Raw genomic sequence first — 14,805 nt, 5'->3', positions numbered from 1 at the left:
TACACGAGGATTGAAGGCATGGGAGTGCGGCTCCGTATTGTGATGGGCGTGATGGCTGGCCTGATCCTGGCCGGTTGCTCGGCGGACTATGGCACCGATCAGCATGGACAGAAAGTACCCGCTGCGAAGGTAGATGGCCAGTGGCTAGTGATCAATTACTGGGCCGAGTGGTGCGCGCCATGCCGCAAGGAGATTCCCGAGCTGAACCAGCTGGCGGAACAGGGCAAGACGCAGGGCTTCCGGGTGCTGGGGGTGAACTTCGACGGGCTGCGCGATGCTGAGCTGGCGAAGGCCTCGCAGGCCTTGGGCGTGCAGTACACCGTGCTGGCCGACGACCCCGCGCAGCGTCTGGGCCTGCCACGCAGCGACGCGCTGCCTGTCACCTATATCGTCGACCCTGATGGCAAGATGCGCGAGCAGTTGCTCGGCGAGCAGACCGCCCCCGGCGTGCAGGCGCGCTTGAGCGCATTGCGCGAGGAGAAGCAGTGATGGCCAGGATCTGTCTGCACGGCTACATCAGCGGCAAGGTGCAAGGCGTGTATTACCGCCAGAGCACGCAGGAACAGGCCGAGCGCCTGGATATCGACGGCTGGATACGCAACCTCGACGACGGGCGCGTGGAGCTGTTGATCGAGGGAGAGGACGATGCGGTGCGCGAGCTGGAGAAGTGGCTGGCGCGAGGGCCGGTGAAGGCCAAGGTGGCCGCAGTGGAGCTGGAGCCGATGACGCCCCAGGGCATCACCGGCTTCATCGTTCGCCGCTAGGCGTCAGTTGCTGACGCCGGGGTCCGCTGCCAGGCGACCGGCGTCGGTCATCAGGCTGTGGAGGAATTCCTTCTGCAGCTCCGGATCGTTGCGGGTCAGTTCGATCAGGCTCTGCTCCAACTCGCTGGCTTCTTCTTCCAGGCCGAGGTCGGACAGACGCTTTACCCGGTGCACCCAGCGGTGCACGTCCTCGCCTTCCAGGTCGTCATAGATCAGCGCGTGGGCTTCCTGCAGCTTGCCGCGCAGGGAGCGGCTGACCAGCAGGCTGGCATCGGCGCGGGTGTCGTCCGACGGGTCCTGGACGCTGAACTGCAGACGGCCGATGCGGCTGACTTCGTCGTCGCTGAACGGGCCTTCCAGCAGGTTCAGGCGCAGCACGCCATGGCGATCGGTGAGCAATTCCTGGGAGTTCTTGCCGGCGGTGACGGTCACCGGGCGCTCCGACCAGGGCAGGCTGGAGTACTCGGTGCGCTTGTCGCGCTGCGTCTCGTCGATCGAGGCCAGGTTCTGCTCGGCGCGGCCGTTGGACTCGACGTTCATGAACGGGTTCATGCCATCGATGCCATAGCGGATCCAGCCGCGGGTGATGCTCTCGGGCAGGTTGCCGAGGGCGAACACGTTGACCACGTTGGCGCCGATGCCGCCGACGAAGGCGACGACGCCCAAGGGCATTTCGTACACCTTGCGCCAGCCCTGGTAGGGCGTGTAGCGGTCGTAGCGACGGGTGACCTCGAACTCGGTGACTTCGAAGGTCTTCTGTTCCTGCACGCGAATGCGGCGCTGCGGCAGTTCCAGGGTGGCCGGCGTGCCCACGTCGATCTGCAGGCTGTGGTCGAGCAGCTTGCGCTCGACGCGCTCTTCATGCTCGCTGCGTTGCGGCAGCTGGTTGGCGCAGCCGCTCAGCAGGAGGCTGCCGCACAAGGCGGCAGCCGCGAGGCTGGAGGTACTTCCGGTGGACATCGCTCTGCTCAGTTGCGGATCTTGGCCGTGATGAAGGCTTGCAGGTCGGACAGGGCGACAGGCTGCGACTCGGCGTCACGGCGGCCCTTGTACTCCAGGGTGCCTTCGTCCAGGCCGCGCTCGCTGACCACGATGCGGTGCGGAATGCCGATCAGTTCCATGTCGGCGAACTTCACGCCGGGGCTGGTCTTCTTGTCGCGGTCGTCCAGCAGCACTTCGAAGCCGGCGGCGGTAAGGTCCGCGTACAGCTTGTCGGCGGCGGCGCGCACGGCTTCGTTCTCGTACTTCATCGGCACGATGGCGATCTGGAAAGGCGCCAGGGCGGCCGGCCAGAGGATGCCGCGGTCGTCGTAGTTCTGCTCGATGGCGGCGGCGACCACGCGGGATACCCCGATGCCGTAGCAGCCCATGATCAGCGTGACCGGCTTGCCGCTCTCGCCCAGTACGGAGAGCTTCATGGCTTCGCTGTACTTGGTGCCGAGCTGGAAGATGTGGCCAACTTCGATGCCGCGACGGATGACCAGCGTGCCCTTGCCGTCCGGGCTCGGGTCGCCCTCGACGACGTTACGCAGGTCGGCGATTTCCGGTACCGGCAGGTCGCGTTCCCAGTTGACGCCGAAGTAGTGCTTGTCGTCGACGTTGGCGCCGGCGGCGAAGTCGCTCATCAGCGCGACGGAGCGGTCGATGATGCAGGGCAGCGGCAGGTTCACCGGGCCGAGGGAGCCGGGTGCGGCGCCAATGGCAGCCTTGATGTCGGCTTCGCTGGCCATCTGCAGGGGGCTGGCCACCAGCGGGTGGTTGCCGGCCTTGATCTCGTTGAGTTCGTGGTCGCCACGGACGATCAGGGCGATCAGCTTGCCTTCCTCGGCGGCGTGAACCACCAGGGTCTTGATGGTCTTCTCGATCGGCAGGCCGAACTTTTCCACCAGGGCGGCGATGGTCTTGGTCTCGGGAGTGTCGACCAGGCGCAGTTCTTCGGTGGCGGCGCCGCGAGCGGATTCGCGGGGCAGGGCCTCGGCCTTCTCGATGTTGGCGGCGTAGTCGGTGGACTCGCCGAAGACGATGTCGTCCTCACCGGAGCCGGCCAGCACGTGGAATTCGTGGGAGCCGCTGCCGCCGATGGAGCCGTTGTCGGCCTGTACGGCACGGAAATCCAGGCCCAGGCGGGTGAAGATCTTGCTGTAGGCCTGGTACATGATGTCGTAGGTGGCCTGCAGCGAGTCCTGGCTGGTGTGGAAGGAATAGGCATCCTTCATGATGAACTCGCGGCCGCGCATCAGGCCGAAGCGCGGACGGATCTCGTCACGGAACTTGGTCTGGATCTGGTACATGTTGATCGGCAGCTGCTTGTAGCTGTTCAGCTCGTTGCGTGCCAGATCGGTGATCACTTCCTCGTGGGTCGGGCCGACGCAGAAGTCGCGGTCATGGCGATCCTTCAGGCGCAGCAGCTCGGGCCCGTACTGCTGCCAGCGGCCGGATTCCTGCCACAGTTCGGCGGGCTGGATGGCGGGCATCAGCACTTCCAGGGCGCCGGCGGCGTTCATTTCCTCGCGAACGATGGCCTCCACCTTGCGCAGTACCCGCAGACCCATTGGCAGCCAGGTGTAGAGACCGGACGCCAGCTTGCGGATCATGCCGGCGCGCAGCATCAGCTGGTGGCTGATGACGACCGCATCGGAAGGGGTTTCTTTCAGGGTGGACAGCAGGTACTGACTGGTACGCATCTTTGGCCGTTTTGTCGGTTGCGAAGGGGAATATAGGCTGGGCATTGTACGGTGCAGGTCTGGCTGCGTACAGGGCGCGGCGGGCGGAGACGGAGGAGTGGCGTGAGTCGTTTGAATGCAGCCCAGGTACAGGCGTTCATCCGCGCGGGATTGCCCATGGCGGACGACATGGATTTCCGCATCGATGCACTGGAAGGGCGCAGCGCCTTCGCGCGGATACCCTTCCATGGAAAGCTGGTACGCCCCGGCGGAACGGTGTCCGGGCCGACCATCATGGCGTTGGCGGATGCGGCAATGTATGCGGTGATCCTCGCGCAATTGGATAACGTCGAGATGGCCGTGACGTCCAACCTGAATATCAATTTTCTCAGCAAACCCAAGCCCGAAGACCTGTTGGCGGAAGCGAAGATATTGAAGCTGGGGCGCCGCCAAGTGGTGTGCGAAGTGGCTGTCTATTCGGTCAGTAATCCGCAGGAGTTGGTGGCCCATGTCACCGGCACCTATGTATTGCCGATGTAACGGATACGTTCGAAGTTGTAGGTAAGTTGCAATAAAAAAGCCCGGCGCAAGCCGGGCTTTTTTGTTACCTGCAGTTCGTTCTGGATTACAGAACGGACAGCGGGTAGTCGACGATCAGGCGGAACTCGTCGATATCGCCTTCGCCCTGGTCGGCGTTGGCACGGTGCCAAGATTGACGGATGCGGAACGACAGATCCTTGGCCGGGCCGTCTTGCAGTACATACTTGGCCTCGACGTTGGTTTCGTGGTGTTTGCCGTCCTCGCCGTACAGACCGACGTAATTGAACTCCCCGTTGGTCGGGGCGTTGGTGCCGTCGATGTCTTTACCATTGATGTAACGGGTCATGAAGGTCAGGCCAGGTACGCCGTACTCTTTCATGTTCAGGTCATAGCGAGCCTGCCAGGATTTTTCGCCCGGGCCGTTGAAGTCGGAGTACTGAACGGAGTTGGCGAGGAAGATCGAGTCGCCGCCCTTGTTGTTATCGCCGATACCGATGTAGTCAAACGGGGTATCGCCATTCACCTTCTGGAAGGCCAGGGTGAAGGTGTGCGCGCTGTAGGTGTAAGCGGCAGCCAGCGAGAAGGTATTGTTGCTGATATCGCCGGCCTTGGCCGAGCCTTCGTCGCGGGTGTTGTAGTAGTTGAAGTCGAAGCCCAGCGACTGCGCGTCAGCAATCGGCAAGGTGTAGTTCAGGTTGACGTAGTACTGATTCCAGATGTCTTCCAGCTTGGCGCCGTAGAGCGACGCGCTGAAGTTATCGGAGAATGCGTACTTGCCACCGATGAAGTCGGCAGACTTGGCGGTGGCGCCAGAGTAGTTGGCCCAGATTTCACCGTCGTGGCTGGTATCGTTTTGGCTGGTGCCGGAGTAGTAGTGGCCGCCTTCGACGTCCAGGCCAGCAATTTCACTGCTCATGATCGCCAGGCCGCTTGCGGTCTGGGGCAGAAGGCGAGAGCCGCCCACTGCGAATACGGGAGCGGTGGGTTGCATGTCGCCGGCTTTCAGTTCGGTCTTAGAAACACGAACCTTGACAGCGCCACCAGCTTTGCCAAAGGAGTCGGAAGGCTCACCGTCGCCGTTGATGGCGAGGTTCTCAGAGCCGGTACGGCCGCGACCGGAGTCCAGTTTCAGGCCCAGGTAACCGAAGGCGTCAACGCCAAAGCCGACGGTACCCTGGGTGAAGCCGGAGCTGTAGTTGCCCCAGAAGCCTTGGGTCCATTCTTCGCGGTAGCCGTTCTTGCGGCCATGTGCTGCGGCGGTGGGGTTGTCGCCTTCGCGGTAATCGCGATTGAAGTAGTAGTTGCGAACCAGGAAGTTCAGGCTGCTGTCTTCGACAAAGCCTTTTGCATCAGCCTGATTGCCTACGAAGGGCTCGGCCATTGCCAGTTGCGTGGTGCCTGCAGATACCGCCAGGGCGATGGCGCTCCACTTCATCACTTTCATTGTGATTGCTCCTTTGGTTTTGAAATTATCTGCCATCACAGTGCCGCGGTGACGGCTCATTCTTTTTGTCGGCGCTAACTTATAGCACGCGTGTTCAGTTGGCGATAGTTGCCCAAATAAACACACAAAAACTTTACGGGACTGTCGCAAAGCTGCATGACACATGTCGCATTCAAGCAGTTCTCATGTTGCAAAAAGAGATTGCCCCCTGATTGCTTCATTGGTACTTCAGTCCCTGTGGTTCTCTATTCCATTGACCACTTCTTAAGTTCTCCCGCGTCCGCGACCACTTCTTCGAATAGGGGTGGCCGTCGGTGCGATGTCCTTGGCTCTAGCAACAACCGTGCACAAATGCCCGGATGTGCCTTCACAGTGCCCGTCTTGCGACGCGATGACGCATTTCACGGCTTCTGTTGGCGATTTGCAACATGGGCGCGCACCGATGTCGTTTTCCAGCATCCCGTATTTGTAGCTGTTTAATCGATTTTTCGCCGCCGATGGCGGTGATTGCCGTGCAGATTCCCGCACGCGCCTGTTGTCGGGATATGCCAATCCGCGTCATGCGTCATGCTGGTGCGGGGTCTTGAGCGGCCTGCTCCGCGAGGGGGCGCGGGGTGGGCATGTTCGCCGGCGGGGCTCTCTAGTATTCTTCGCGCCCTTCGGCTCCTTCGGGGAGCTAGGCTTAAACAAGCTTCGTCGAACAGGAGAGGTCTTATGTTCGCCCTGGATTCCCGTCTTCAACAGGACACCATCGCGGTGGGTGACTTCCCGCTGAGCAGCCTGCTGCTGATGAACGACTCGCAGTACCCCTGGTTCATCCTGGTCCCGCGGCGGGAGGATGTCAGTGAAATCTTCCAGCTGGACGCCGCCGACCAGCAGCAGTTGTGGCGCGAAGCCACGCAATTGGCCGAAGTGCTCAAGGACACCTTCGATGCCGACAAGATGAACGTGGCCAACCTCGGTAACGTCGTCAGCCAGTTGCACGTGCACGTGATCGTGCGCAAGCACGGCGATGCCGCCTGGCCGGGCCCGGTATGGGGCAAGCACCCGGCTTTGGCATACACGGGCGAGGAGCTGGCGCGGGTGCGCGAGAAGCTGCGCATGGCGCTGGGCGATGGTTTTCGCTTCAGCCAGGAGTGAATGATGGATCTGGAAAACCGCGTGACCGACCTGGAGAGCCGACTGGCCTTTCAGGATGATGCGCTGCAGACCCTGAGTGATGTGGTCTACGAGCAGGAGCGGGTGATCGAGCGCCTGCGCCTGCAGATGCAGGCGCTGCTCAAGCGCCTGGAAGACCTCCAGGGGCAGGTGGGCGTGGCCGATGATGAAGCGCCGCCGCCGCACTATTGATGCGCCCATGAAAAAGCCCGCCTGATGGCGGGCTTTTTCATGGGGTGATACTTAGCGGCGGTTGGGCAGGGCGGCGATCACGTCCTCCGCCTGCAGGCCCTTGTCGCGCTGGACCACCGAGAACTCCACGCGCTGGCCTTCGATCAGGATGCGGTGGCCCTCGCCGCGGATGGCCCGGAAGTGGACGAAGATGTCCTCGCCGGAGTCGCGGGAAATGAAGCCGAAGCCCTTGGACGTGTTGAACCACTTCACGGTCCCGGTTTCGCGGTTCTCCCCGGCGAAGGTTTCGCTCGGCGCACTGCTGCGCCGCGGATTCAGGTTGGCCAGCCACTGCATGACCACCGCGCCTGCCAGGCTCAGCAATGGCAGGACGATGGCCGGCTGCTCGCCGATGAAGGGCAGTGGCGCGAGCAGAATCAGCACTTGCAGCACCACGGCCAGCACCACCAGGGCGGTGGCCAGGCCTTGCAGGGCTGAAGGCTGTTTCACTTGGCCGACCGGCGCGAGGAGCAGGCTGGTCAAGCCGAGCAGGGCCAGGTAAACGGCGTCGCTTTGTTGCAGGTAGGGAAGGGCATCGCTGCGCAGGCTCGGAATAAGAGACAGCACGAGTGCGGCGACGCCCGTCACGAGATGGACGATCTTCAGCATGGCTACGGATTCACCTTGAGCGGTAACGAAAAAAGAAGCAGCCGTCCCTGAGTGCGACGCCGGAAAAGAAAATGAAAGCGTGCCGGACGGCCTATGCGCGAAACGCACGGCGGTTATTTAACAGCAAACCACTTGCCTTCTCAAATCAACCGCTTAGGCCATTCGTAGGGGGAGCAAGCCCGCCGCGCGGCGGGCTTCCTTATATAGGGAGGGATCAGTCGGCGAGCAGGCTGCGCAGCATCCATGCGGTCTTCTCGTGAACCTGCATGCGTTGGGTCAGCAGGTCGGCGGTGGGCTCGTCGGCCACCTTGTCGGCCAGCGGGAAAATACTGCGCGCGGTGCGCACCACTGCCTCCTGGCCTTGCACCAGCAGCCGGATCATCTGCTGAGCATCCGGCACGCCTTCCTCTTCCTTGATCGATGACAGGCGCGCATACGCCGCATAGGTGCCCGGCGCCGGGAAGCCCAGCGCGCGGATGCGCTCGGCGATGCTGTCCACGGCCAGTGCCAGTTCGTTGTACTGCCCTTCGAACATCAGGTGCAGGGTGTTGAACATCGGTCCGGTGACGTTCCAGTGGAAGTTGTGGGTCTTCAGGTACAGCGTGTAGGTGTCGGCCAGCAGCCGGGACAGGCCTTCGGCGATGGCGGCTCGATCCTGCTCGGCGATTCCGATGTTGATTTCCATGGTGATCTCCTCATCGTGGGCATCGGTGGATTCAAAAGCGTTGCATTCGAGGCTATCACCCGGTCCGATGTGAAGCTCTTGGTCTATATCAAGGTAATCGATTGGGAATTTCTATTAACAGGCTGTGCAGCCGGCCGCTTCTTCCTTGCCGGAGCCTGGCTGCAACCTGCGGATTTTTCAGGCTATAATCCGCGTCTTTGCCGCGGGATGCGGGCCCGTGGCAGTGTGATCAGTCAAGGTGTCCCATGCCGATTTACGAGTACCAGTGCCAGTCCTGCGCGCATCAGCTGGAGTCGCTGCAGAAGATCAGCGATGCGCCGTTGGTCGATTGTCCGGCCTGCAAGGCTCCCGAATTGAAGAAGATGTTGTCGGCTCCGGGCTTCCGCCTGGGCGGCAGCGGTTGGTACGAGACCGACTTCAAGACCGGAGCGAAGAAGAACCTCGCCTCCGGCGATGCCCCTGCGGCCTGTCCGGCCACCGGTTGCGGTGGTGGCGGCTGCTCCGCCAGCGAATGAGCGGTTCCCTAGAATTCAAGACTTTCGAGAAGCGAAACACACCATGATGCGCAGCCACTATTGCGGCCAGTTGAACGAGAGCCTGGACGGCCAGGTAGTCACTCTTTGCGGTTGGGTCCATCGCCGCCGCGACCACGGCGGGGTGATCTTCCTCGACGTGCGTGATCGTGAAGGCCTGGCCCAGGTGGTGTTCGACCCGGATCGCGTCGAGACCTTCGCCAAGGCGGACCGCGTGCGCAGCGAATACGTGGTGAAGATCACGGGCAAGGTGCGTCTGCGTCCTGAAGGCGCGCGCAATGCCAACATGGCGTCCGGCGCCATCGAGGTGCTGGGCCACGAGCTGGAAGTGCTGAACCAGGCCGAAACCCCGCCGTTCCCGCTGGACGAGTACTCCGATGTGGGCGAGGAAACCCGCCTGCGCTACCGCTTCATCGACCTGCGTCGCCCGGAAATGGCCGCCAAGCTGAAGCTGCGCGCGCGCATTACCAGCAGCATCCGTCGCTACCTGGACGACAACGGCTTCCTGGACGTGGAAACCCCGATCCTCGGTCGACCGACCCCGGAAGGCGCGCGGGATTACCTGGTGCCGAGTCGTACCTACCCGGGCCATTTCTTCGCCCTGCCGCAGTCGCCCCAGCTGTTCAAGCAGCTGCTGATGGTCGCCGGCTTCGACCGTTACTACCAGATCGCCAAGTGCTTCCGCGACGAAGACCTGCGTGCCGACCGCCAGCCGGAATTCACCCAGATCGACATCGAGACCAGCTTCCTCGAAGAAAGCGACATCATCGAGATCACCGAGAAGATGGTTCGCCAGCTGTTCAAGGAAGTACTGGACGTCGAGTTCGACGAATTCCCGCACATGCCGTTCGAAGAGGCCATGCGCCGCTACGGTTCGGACAAGCCTGACCTGCGCATCCCGCTGGAACTGGTCGACGTCGCCGATCAGCTGAAGGACGTCGAGTTCAAGGTCTTCTCCGGCCCGGCCAACGATCCGAAGGGCCGCGTTGCTGCCCTGCGCGTTCCGGGCGGTGCGAGCATGCCGCGCAAGCAGATCGACGACTACACCAAGTTCGTCGGCATCTACGGCGCCAAAGGCCTGGCCTACATCAAGGTCAACGAGCGCGCCAAGGGCGTGGAAGGCCTGCAGTCGCCGATCGTCAAGAACATCGCCGAGCCGAACCTGAACGTGATCCTCGATCGCGTCGGTGCGGTCGATGGCGACATCGTGTTCTTCGGCGCCGACAAGGCCAAGATCGTCTGCGACGCCCTGGGCGCGCTGCGTATCAAGGTCGGCCATGACCTCAACCTGCTCACCAAGGAGTGGGCGCCGATGTGGGTCGTGGACTTCCCGATGTTCGAAGAGAACGACGACGGCAGCCTGACCTCGCTGCACCACCCGTTCACCGCGCCCAAGTGCACCCCGGAAGAGCTGGAGGCCAACCCGGCCGGCAAGCTGTCCCGTGCCTATGACATGGTGCTCAACGGCACCGAATTGGGCGGCGGCTCCATCCGTATCCACGACAAGGCCATGCAGCAGGCGGTGTTCCGCGTGCTGGGCATCGACGATGCGGAGCAGGAAGAGAAGTTCGGCTTCCTCCTCGACGCCCTCAAGTACGGTGCACCGCCCCACGGTGGCCTGGCCTTCGGCCTGGACCGCCTGGTGATGCTGATGACCGGCGCGGCGTCGATCCGCGAAGTCATCGCCTTCCCGAAAACCCAGAGCGCCGGCGACGTCATGACCCAGGCTCCGGGCACCGTGGATGGCAAGGCGCTGCGCGAGCTGCACATCCGCCTGCGCGAGCAGCAGAAGGCCGCCGAGTAAGTGATTCAGATTGCAGCGGCGCCGGCCACGCCGGGCGTCGCCTGCGAAGCAAACAAGCGATACGGAGTGAGTTATGGCTGGTCATTCCAAATGGGCCAACATCAAGCACCGCAAGGAACGTCAGGACGCCAAGAAGGGCAAGATCTTCACCAAGCTCATTCGTGAGCTGACCGTCGCCGCCAAGCAGGGCGGCGGGGTGCCGGCAGACAACCCGCGTCTGCGCCTGGCTGTGGACAAGGCGCTGACCGCCAACATGACCCGCGACACCATCGATCGCGCCATCCAGCGCGGTGTGGGCTCCAGCGAAGCGGACAACATGGCCGAGCTGACCTACGAAGGTTACGCGCCCAGCGGCGTGGCGATCATCGTCGAAGCCATGACCGACAACCGCAACCGCACCGCGGCCGAAGTGCGCCATGCCTTCAGCAAGTGCGGCGGCAACCTGGGTACCGATGGTTCGGTGGCCTACCTGTTCGAGCGCAAGGGCCAGATCAGCTACGCGCCGGGCGTGAACGAAGAAGCCCTGATGGATGCCGCGCTGGAAGCCGGCGCCGACGACGTGGTGGTCAACGACGATGGTTCCATCGACGTCTTCACCACCTTCGCCGACTTCATCTCGGTCAACGAAGCGCTGAACGAAGCCGGTTTCAAGGGCGAGGAAGCCGAGATCACCATGATCCCGTCGACCACCGCGACCCTGGACCTGGACACCGCGCAGAAGGTTCTCAAGCTGATCGACATGCTCGAAGACCTGGATGACGTGCAGAACGTCTACTCCAATGCGGATATCCCCGACGAGGTGATGGCCCAGCTGGGCTGATCCCACCGCCGGCGATGTGCGAAGCCGGAAGCGGGAGTGGTCGTCAGCGGCGCCTCCCGCTTCCGGTTTTTGTTATGTGAAATGCGCGTTGCAGACTAGGTGTGATCGAACGGACATGACCCTGATTCTCGGCATCGACCCAGGCTCACGGATTACCGGCTTCGGCGTGGTGCGCGACACCGGCCGCGGCTGCGAATACGTGGCGTCGGGCTGCATCCGGACCGGCAACGGCGAGCTGTTCGAGCGCCTGCAGATCGTCTTCCGTGGCGTGCGCGAGGTCATCCAGACCTACCAGCCGACCATGATGGGCATCGAGCAGGTGTTCATGGCGCGCAACGCCGATTCGGCGCTGAAGCTGGGTCAGGCCCGCGGCGCCGCCATCGTCGCGGCGGCGGAAGAGGGGTTGCAGATTGCCGAGTACACCGCCAGCCAGGTCAAGCAGGCCATCGCCGGCACCGGCGGGGCGGACAAGCAGCAGGTGCAGATGATGGTGATGCACCTGCTCAAGCTAACGCAGAAGCCGCAGATCGACGCCTCCGATGCGTTGGCCATCGCCCTGTGCCACGCGCACACCCGGCAGAGCCTGGTGCCGCACGGGCTGGTTGGCGCCCGTCGTCGTGGCGGTCGCCTGCGCCTGTGATATCCGGAAAAACATTGAGCAAGGACAAACACCCGTGATTGGACGCCTGCGTGGCACCCTGGCGGAAAAGCAGCCGCCGCACCTGATCGTCGACGTGAATGGCGTGGGCTACGAGCTGGAAGTGCCGATGACCACCCTGTACCGTCTGCCGAGCCTGGGCGAGCCGGTGACCCTGCACACCCACCTGGTGGTGCGCGAGGATGCCCACCTGCTCTACGGCTTTGCCGAGAAGCGCGAGCGCGAGCTGTTCCGCGAGCTGATCCGCCTCAACGGGGTGGGGCCGAAGCTGGCCCTGGCGCTGATGTCCGGCCTGGAAGTCGATGAGCTGGTGCGTTGTGTGCAGGCGCAGGATACTTCCACCCTGGTGAAGATTCCCGGCGTCGGCAAGAAAACCGCCGAACGCCTGTTGGTGGAGCTCAAGGATCGCTTCAAGGCGTGGGAGAATATTCCCTCCATCGCGCCGCTGGTGGTGGAACCCAGGCTGGTCGCCGCAGTCTCAAGCGCCGAGTCCGATGCGGTCAGCGCGCTGATCGCCCTGGGCTTCAAACCCCAGGAGGCGAGCCGTGCCGTGGCCGCTGTGCAGGAGGAAGGCTTGTCCAGCGAAGAACTCATCCGCCGCTCATTGAAAGGCATGGTCTAGGTAGCTATCGATGATCGAAGCCGATCGCCTGATTTCCTCTGTCTCCGGTCGCGACCGCGAAGAGCAGTTCGACCGCGCCATCCGCCCGCTCAAGCTGGCGGACTACGTCGGCCAGCCGGTGGTGCGCGAGCAGATGGAACTGTTCATCCAGGCGGCCCGTGGGCGTCAGGAAGCCCTCGATCACACGCTGATCTTCGGCCCGCCCGGCCTGGGCAAGACCACTCTGGCGAACATCATCGCCCAGGAGATGGGCGTTTCGATCAAGAGCACGTCCGGCCCGGTGCTGGAGCGCCCCGGCGATCTCGCCGCGCTGTTGACCAATCTCGAACCCAACGACGTGCTGTTCGTGGACGAGATCCATCGCCTGTCGCCCATCGTCGAAGAAGTGCTGTATCCGGCGATGGAAGATTTCCAGCTGGACATCATGATCGGCGAAGGCCCGGCCGCACGCTCGATCAAGCTCGACCTGCCGCCCTTCACCCTGGTGGGGGCGACCACCCGCGCCGGCATGCTCACCAACCCGCTGCGTGACCGTTTCGGGATCGTCCAGCGCCTGGAGTTCTACGGCGTGGAGGACCTGACCAGCATCGTCAGCCGTTCGGCAGGCATCCTGGGTCTTGAAATCGAGCCGGCAGGCGCCTATGAAATCGCCCGGCGCGCCCGTGGTACGCCGCGTATCGCCAACCGCCTGCTGCGGCGGGTGAGGGATTTCGCCGAAGTGCGTGGCACCGGACACATCAGCAGCGACATCGCCGACAAGGCGCTGAACCTGCTGGACGTGGACGAGCGCGGTTTCGATCATCAGGATCGCCGTCTGCTGCTGACCATGATCGACAAGTTCGACGGCGGTCCGGTGGGTATCGACAACCTGGCGGCGGCCATCAGTGAAGAAAGACACACGATTGAAGACGTGCTGGAGCCCTATCTGATCCAGCAAGGCTATATCATGCGCACACCTCGGGGGCGTGTAGTGACCCGGCATGCGTACCTGCATTTTGGCCTGAACGTGCCGAAGCGGATGGGGGAGGGGGCAACGCCGGATCTGTTTGCCCCTGAAGATGGTAATTAATTGCATTTGTAGACGATTGCCGATTGGCAAAGTCTTTACTTGGTTCTAGAGTATGCGCGCGCAACACGGGGGTCAGCCGTTCCAACAGCGGTATCGGGTCTATTACGAGGACACCGACGCCGGCGGCATCGTCTACTACGTCAACTACCTCAAGTTCATGGAGCGGGCTCGTACCGAGCGGCTGCGTGATCTGGGCTTCGCCCAGTCACAGCTGGCGGGGGAGAACCTGCTTTTCGTCGTTCACTCGGCCGAGGCGCGTTATCACGCCCCCGCCCGCCTGGACGATGAGCTGCTCGTCAGCGCCGAAGTGGAGGAGTTGAACCGTGCGAGCCTGAAGTTTCGTCAACAGGTTCGACGGGCGTCGGATTCGACCTTGCTCTGCGAGGGGCGATTCGTGGTGGCGTGCGTGCGGGCGGACACCTTGAAACCCCGCGCCATCCCAGATGTGTTGCGTGCGGCATTTGCCGGCAGTCCGGACACCCTTTCAGCAGGAGATTAACGTGGAACCGAACGTCGTCGACCATACTTCCATGTGGAGCTTGATCAGTAACGCCAGCGTCGTGGTACAGCTGGTGATGCTGACCCTGGTGGCCGCATCGGTCACTTCCTGGATCATGATTTTCCAGCGCAGCAACATGATGCGCTCGGCGAAGAAGGCCCTGGAATCCTTCGAAGAGCGCTTCTGGTCGGGCATCGACCTGTCCAAGCTCTATCGTCAGGCGGGCAGCAACCCCGATCCGGATTCGGGGGTCGAGCAGATCTTCCGCGCCGGCTTCAAGGAATTCTCCCGTCTGCGCCAACAGGCCGGCGTCGACCCGGATGCCGTGATGGAAGGCGTTTCGCGCGCCATGCGCGTCGCCATTTCCCGTGAGGAAGAGAAGCTGGAAACCAGCCTGCCGTTCCTCGCCACCGTCGGTTCCACCAGCCCGTACATCGGTCTGTTCGGCACCGTCTGGGGCATCATGAACTCCTTCCGTGGCCTGGCCACCGTGCAGCAGGCCACCCTCGCCACCGTGGCGCCGGGTATCGCCGAAGCGCTGATCGCCACCGCCATCGGCCTGTTCGCGGCCATCCCCGCCGTTATCGCCTACAACCGCTTCTCCGCTCGCTCGGAAATGCTCATCGGCCGCTACTACACCTTCGCCGACGAATTCCAGGCGATCCTGCACCGCAAAGTGCACACCAGCGACGATTGAAGACGACCA

Annotated in this window: 18 protein-coding genes and 1 pseudogene; 13 read left to right on the top strand and 6 right to left on the bottom strand. The window is 62.8% G+C overall.

All coding sequences use genetic code 11. The annotated features are described in order from the left end of the window. Window positions 1-18 precede the first annotated feature (18 nt). Window positions 19-489 (top strand): TlpA disulfide reductase family protein, encoded by a 471-nt coding sequence (locus ACNFIA_RS04695; protein ID WP_416783159.1) that lies wholly within the window; start codon window positions 19-21, stop codon window positions 487-489. After that, window positions 489-764: an acylphosphatase gene (locus tag ACNFIA_RS04690; RefSeq protein WP_259753496.1), complete on the top strand. Its 276-nt coding sequence runs from the start codon at window positions 489-491 to the stop codon at window positions 762-764. Before ACNFIA_RS04695 ends, ACNFIA_RS04690 begins: the two co-directional genes overlap by 1 nt. 3 nt (window positions 765-767) lie before the next feature. On the opposite strand, the gene ACNFIA_RS04685 is transcribed toward ACNFIA_RS04690, so the two are convergent. Both ACNFIA_RS04685 and ACNFIA_RS04680 read right to left on the bottom strand, forming a co-directional pair. Next, window positions 768-1,724, bottom strand: a complete 957-nt coding sequence (locus ACNFIA_RS04685) for a hypothetical protein (RefSeq protein ID WP_416783157.1) — start codon at window positions 1,722-1,724, stop codon at window positions 768-770. Between the two features lie 8 nt (window positions 1,725-1,732). Then, entirely contained in the window at window positions 1,733-3,448 is a 1,716-nt protein-coding gene (locus ACNFIA_RS04680; protein WP_416783155.1) for a proline--tRNA ligase, read from the bottom strand. Window positions 3,449-3,559: 111 nt separating this feature from the next. On the opposite strand from ACNFIA_RS04680, the gene ACNFIA_RS04675 reads away from it, so the two are divergent. Next, on the top strand, window positions 3,560-3,967 hold the full coding sequence (locus ACNFIA_RS04675) for a PaaI family thioesterase (RefSeq protein ID WP_259759582.1): 408 nt from the start codon (window positions 3,560-3,562) through the stop codon (window positions 3,965-3,967). Window positions 3,968-4,052: 85 nt separating this feature from the next. Here the strand turns inward: ACNFIA_RS04675 and ACNFIA_RS04670 are convergent, their stop codons facing one another. After that, window positions 4,053-5,411 (bottom strand): OprD family porin, encoded by a 1,359-nt coding sequence (locus ACNFIA_RS04670; protein WP_416783154.1) that lies wholly within the window; start codon window positions 5,409-5,411, stop codon window positions 4,053-4,055. Between the two features lie 714 nt (window positions 5,412-6,125). Here ACNFIA_RS04670 and ACNFIA_RS04665 point away from each other — a divergent pair. Continuing rightward, window positions 6,126-6,551 carry an HIT family protein gene (locus ACNFIA_RS04665; RefSeq protein WP_416783153.1) on the top strand — a complete coding sequence of 142 codons (426 nt, stop codon included), beginning with the start codon at window positions 6,126-6,128 and terminating at the stop codon, window positions 6,549-6,551. A gap of 3 nt (window positions 6,552-6,554) precedes the next feature. Next, window positions 6,555-6,761, top strand: a complete 207-nt coding sequence (locus ACNFIA_RS04660; protein WP_259753501.1) for a SlyX family protein — start codon at window positions 6,555-6,557, stop codon at window positions 6,759-6,761. Window positions 6,762-6,812: 51 nt separating this feature from the next. Here the strand turns inward: ACNFIA_RS04660 and ACNFIA_RS04655 are convergent, their stop codons facing one another. From ACNFIA_RS04655 to ACNFIA_RS04645, 3 genes and pseudogenes are all read right to left on the bottom strand, one after another. Further along, the gene (locus ACNFIA_RS04655; protein WP_311197250.1) at window positions 6,813-7,079 is read right to left on the bottom strand and encodes a cold-shock protein; all 267 of its coding nucleotides are present in this window, start codon (window positions 7,077-7,079) and stop codon (window positions 6,813-6,815) included. 66 nt (window positions 7,080-7,145) lie between these two features. Continuing rightward, window positions 7,146-7,409: pseudogene (locus ACNFIA_RS04650) on the bottom strand (cold shock domain-containing protein membrane protein); the annotation flags it as partial. A 214-nt stretch (window positions 7,410-7,623) separates the two neighbouring features. Beyond that, window positions 7,624-8,094 carry a Dps family protein gene (locus ACNFIA_RS04645; RefSeq protein ID WP_259753502.1) on the bottom strand — a complete coding sequence of 157 codons (471 nt, stop codon included), beginning with the start codon at window positions 8,092-8,094 and terminating at the stop codon, window positions 7,624-7,626. Window positions 8,095-8,339: 245 nt separating this feature from the next. On the opposite strand from ACNFIA_RS04645, the gene ACNFIA_RS04640 reads away from it, so the two are divergent. The 8 genes from ACNFIA_RS04640 to tolQ all read left to right on the top strand — a co-directional run bounded on the left by ACNFIA_RS04640 (window position 8,340) and on the right by tolQ (window position 14,796). Next, a complete protein-coding gene (locus tag ACNFIA_RS04640) occupies window positions 8,340-8,609 on the top strand; it encodes an FmdB family zinc ribbon protein (RefSeq protein WP_015478285.1) in 270 nt (89 codons plus the stop codon). 43 nt (window positions 8,610-8,652) lie between these two features. After that, entirely contained in the window at window positions 8,653-10,431 is a 1,779-nt protein-coding gene (gene aspS / locus ACNFIA_RS04635; RefSeq protein WP_259753503.1) for an aspartate--tRNA ligase, read from the top strand. Between the two features lie 73 nt (window positions 10,432-10,504). After that, window positions 10,505-11,251, top strand: a complete 747-nt coding sequence (locus ACNFIA_RS04630; protein WP_416783152.1) for a YebC/PmpR family DNA-binding transcriptional regulator — start codon at window positions 10,505-10,507, stop codon at window positions 11,249-11,251. Between the two features lie 115 nt (window positions 11,252-11,366). Continuing rightward, window positions 11,367-11,891, top strand: coding sequence for a crossover junction endodeoxyribonuclease RuvC (gene ruvC / locus ACNFIA_RS04625; protein ID WP_207885031.1), 525 nt, complete (start codon window positions 11,367-11,369; stop codon window positions 11,889-11,891). Window positions 11,892-11,925: 34 nt separating this feature from the next. Beyond that, the gene (ruvA, locus tag ACNFIA_RS04620; RefSeq protein ID WP_017522106.1) at window positions 11,926-12,531 is read left to right on the top strand and encodes a Holliday junction branch migration protein RuvA; all 606 of its coding nucleotides are present in this window, start codon (window positions 11,926-11,928) and stop codon (window positions 12,529-12,531) included. Between the two features lie 10 nt (window positions 12,532-12,541). After that, the gene (gene ruvB / locus ACNFIA_RS04615; RefSeq protein ID WP_259753505.1) at window positions 12,542-13,600 is read left to right on the top strand and encodes a Holliday junction branch migration DNA helicase RuvB; all 1,059 of its coding nucleotides are present in this window, start codon (window positions 12,542-12,544) and stop codon (window positions 13,598-13,600) included. Window positions 13,601-13,652: 52 nt separating this feature from the next. Next, window positions 13,653-14,099: a tol-pal system-associated acyl-CoA thioesterase gene (ybgC, locus tag ACNFIA_RS04610; RefSeq protein WP_259753506.1), complete on the top strand. Its 447-nt coding sequence runs from the start codon at window positions 13,653-13,655 to the stop codon at window positions 14,097-14,099. A gap of 1 nt (window position 14,100) precedes the next feature. Then, window positions 14,101-14,796, top strand: a complete 696-nt coding sequence (gene tolQ, locus ACNFIA_RS04605; protein ID WP_259753507.1) for a protein TolQ — start codon at window positions 14,101-14,103, stop codon at window positions 14,794-14,796. Window positions 14,797-14,805: the final 9 nt, after the last annotated feature.

The organism is Pseudomonas sp. NY15437 (assembly GCF_048068435.1).
GTDB lineage: Bacteria > Pseudomonadota > Gammaproteobacteria > Pseudomonadales > Pseudomonadaceae > Pseudomonas > Pseudomonas nitroreducens_B.
This window is presented reverse-complemented; position numbering and strand designations above follow the sequence as displayed.